Below are 3819 nucleotides of genomic sequence, written 5' to 3' on the forward strand. Positions count from 1 at the left end.
ACCAGTTTCGCCATGGCCCACAGCAGGTTAGCGATACCCTGTGGTGTAAAGTTGGCTTTCTGTGCGCTCACTTGGGGCAACAGCGCGGCCACGGCCTCGTTGAGCTCTGGCGTCTGCTCGTGTCCGTTGTCCACCAGTTTCGCTATGGCCCACAGCAGGTTGGTTATTTCCTGTGGTTTAAAGTCAGCTTTCTCTGGGTTCACTTGTGGCAACAGCACGGCCACGGCCTCGTTGAGCCCTGGTGTCCGCTCCAGCCGGTTGTCCACCAGTTTCGCCATGGCCCACAGCAGGTTGGCGATATGCTGAGGAATAAATTGGTTTTTCTGTGCGTTCACGAGGGGCAACAGGGCGGCCACGGCCTCGTTGAGCCCTGGTGTCTGCTCCAGTCGGTTGTCCACCAGTTTCGCCATGGCCCACAGCAGGTTGGCAATACCCTGGGCGTTAAGTTGGTTTTTCTGCGCGTTCAGGAGGGGCAGCAGGGCGGCCACAGCATCTTTGAGCCCAGGTGTCCGCTTCAGCCCGTTGTCCACCAGTTTCGCCATGGCCCACATCAGGTTGGTGACTTCCTGTGGTTTAAAGTGAGCTTTCTGTGCGTTCACGCGGGGCAACAGCGCAGCCATGGCTTCTTTGAGCCTTGGTGTATGCTCCTGCCCGTGGTCTACCATTTTCGCCATGGCCCACAGCATGTTGGTGATAGCCTGAGGAATAAATTGGTCTTTCTGTACGTTCACGTGGGGCAACAGAGCGAACATGGCCTCTTTGAGATCTGGTGTCTGCTCCAGGCCGTTGTCCACCAGTTTCGCCATGGCCCACACCAGGTTGGTGACTTCCTGTGGTTTAAAGTGAGCTTTTTGTGCGTTCACGTGGTGTAACAAAGCGACCACGGCCTCGTTGAACTCTGGTGTCCGTTCCTGCCCGTTGTCCACCAGTTTTGCCATGGCCCACAGCTGGTTGGCGACACCCTGGGCATCAATATCCCTGGCTGGAGGTTTTTGGTTGCAGTTAAATATTATTGCATCAAATAGCGTTGACAATAAGTTAGCCTGAGTAAGTTTAACTCGCGCATCCATGGGTTTATGAAGAGTAAATACACCCGCTGATGTCAATGAGTGAAGTGTTGTCGTGAGGCTGCGCCAATTCCAGCTCCGTGTTGCTGCGAAATTTTGCAGCAAACGCATCAGCTGGCTTTGTTCCGCTCGATTTAACGGTCTTTGAACAGCTGACGTGTATTTTTTAATTGAACTGGCATATTGCCCGTGATTTTTTCCATTATAGCGATGACCGAAACGATCCGATTGACTCAACAGATCATCCATTATTTCCTGTTTGATGAGGGCATTAAAATCTTGAGCAGGGTTTACTGAACGGCACTGTAGAGGTTGAGAAGAGCGTGTGCCAGAAGAATGGTAAAATTCATTGCGACCCGGTGCAGTGCGGTGGGGATTATCCCATGGTCTGACTGTGGCATGTCGGTATCGCCCACGCCTTGAAGAAGGGGCAAGGCCATTCGGTTGGTTGTAACCGTTATTTGATCTTGTGTATTGACCACTGATACCAGCAGAACTTCTATCCATAATTATATTTCATTCATGAAAATATGAAAAGCAGACTGCTGTTCTGCTCAGAAGTTCATTTTGCGGAAAAGTTTACTTGAGTCATGGTGGGAGGAAGGCGATTACTGATTGTTTGTTTTCTTCCTCTTTGCTGGGTTGGTTTTTTCTTCTAAATGTTCTTCGTCAGTCACGTATGCACCTGCCCAACCTCTTTTAAGTGATACAGAGCCATGCTCCTGTGGCGGAATGCCTATCCTGGCCTTTATTTGATCAATATAGGGTTTCATTAAATCCTGATTCCAAAGCATGTTAACCGGGATTTCAATGACCTCAAATCCTGCTTTTTGCAACAGTGCGATTTTCAGCAGAGTCGAACCATTCCTGGTTTTGAAATCACCACCTACGTAATGACCCGGTCCCTGAACTTCAAGAACCATGTTGTGATCTGTCAGAAGCAGGTCAACCGGAGGTAATGAGTTCAGACTCTTTTCTTCTTCAATCTTCAAAGATGGAATAGATGATTGGAGTTGATCGCGGAAGTCGCCTTGGGTATTTGAAATGGTTGTCTGGTAATGGGGGACGACCGGACACGCTCTGCCAAGCCAACTTGCGGCCAGGACAATGGTGCGTTGATCCTCTTCATTGTGCAGGAATGTATTTTCCAGACGGGTAAACAGGTCGTCCATGTGTTTTTCAAGCACGTTATTTTTATTGGCATTGGAGTCTAGAGACAACCTGGCACAGCATACCATGACTCCCCAGAGAGACATCGATATCTCTTCCTGAGAAAACTGGAGCTTCTCACTGATTCGATAGACAAGTGATTCGAACGTAGAGGTAGCCAGGTTCAGCTCAATGAGTTCACCCAGTTTGGCCGTGGCCCACAGCAGGTTGGCAATACCCTGGGCATTAAATTGGTCTTTCTGTCCGTTCACGCAGGGCAACAGCGCGGCCACGGCCTCTTTGAGTTCTGGTGTCGGCTCCTGCCCGTTGTCCACCAGTTTTGCCATGGCCCACAGCAGGTTGGCGATATTCTGAGGAATAAATTGGTCTTTCTGTGAATTCACGTGGGGCAACAGTGCGGCCACGGCCTCATTGAGCTCTGGTGTCCGTTTCTGACCGTTGTCCACCAGTTTTGCCATGGCCCACAGCAGGTTGGCAATTCCCTGAGCATTAAATTGGTCTTTCTGTACGTTCACGTGGGGCAACAGCACGGTCATGGCCTCGTTGAGCCCGGGTGTCAGCTCCAGCCCGTTGTCCACCAGTTTCGCCATGGCCCACAGCAGGTTGGCGATATGCTGAGGAATAAATTGGTCCTTCTGTGTGTTCACGTGGGGCAACAGCGCGGCCAAGGCCTCTTTGAGCCGTGGTGTTTGCTCCTGCCCGTTGTCCACCAGTTTCGCCATGGCCCACAGCAGGCTGGCGATATGCTGAGGAATAAATTGGTACTTCTGTGTGTTCACGTAGGGCAGCAGCTCAGCCACGGCCTCGTTGATCTCTGGTGTCCGATCCTGACCGTTGTCCACCAGTTTTGCCATGGCCCACAGCAGGTTGGCAATTCCCTGAGGAGTAAATTGGTCTTTCTGTACGTTCACGTGGGGCAACAGCACGGTCATGGCCTCGTTGAGCCCGGGTGTCAGCTCCTGCCCGTTGTCCACCAATTTCGCCATGGCCCACAGCAGGTTGGCGATATGCTGAGGAATAAATTGGTCTTTCTGCGCGTTCACGAGAGGCAACAGGGCGGCCACTGCCTCGTTGAGCCCTGGTGTCTGCTGCTGCGTATTTTCCACCAGTTTCGCCATGGTCCATAGCAGGTTGGCGATATGCTGAGGAATAAATTGGTCTTTCTGTGCGTTCACGTGGGGCAACAGCGCGGCCAAGGCCCTTTTGAGCTCTGGTGTCGGCAGCCCGTTGTCCACCAGTTTCGCCATGGCCCACAGCAGGTTGACAATGCCCTGGGCATTAAGTTGGTTTTTCTTTGCGTTCATGAGGGGCAACAGGGCAGCTACGGCCTCGTTGAGCACTGGTGTCCGCTCCAGCCCGTTGTCCACCAGTTTCGCCATGGCCCACAGCAGGTTGGCGATATGCTGAGGAATAAATTGGTCTTTCTGTGTGTTCACGTGGGGCAACAGCGAGGCAACGGCCTCGTTGAGCTCTGGCGTCCGTTCCTGCCCGTTGTCCACCAGTTTCGCCATGGCCCACAGCAGGTTGACAATCCCCTGGGCAGTAAATTGGTTTTTCTGTGCGTTCACCAGGGGCAACAGCG

At 52.3% G+C, this 3819-nt stretch carries 2 protein-coding genes; both read right to left on the bottom strand.

Going from position 1 to position 3819, the window contains the following annotated elements; translation table 11 throughout:
* Positions 1-1574 (bottom strand): DUF1601 domain-containing protein (locus tag ACO6VE_RS24005; RefSeq protein WP_422463989.1); only part of this gene is annotated, 1574 nt, incomplete at its 3' end.
* Positions 1575-1675: 101 nt separating this feature from the next.
* The coding region (locus tag ACO6VE_RS24010) for a DUF1601 domain-containing protein (RefSeq protein WP_422463991.1) at positions 1676-3819 on the bottom strand (2144 nt) is incomplete at its 5' end.

Source organism: Endozoicomonas sp. ALB115 (assembly GCF_049310245.1).
Taxonomy (GTDB): domain Bacteria; phylum Pseudomonadota; class Gammaproteobacteria; order Pseudomonadales; family Endozoicomonadaceae; genus Endozoicomonas.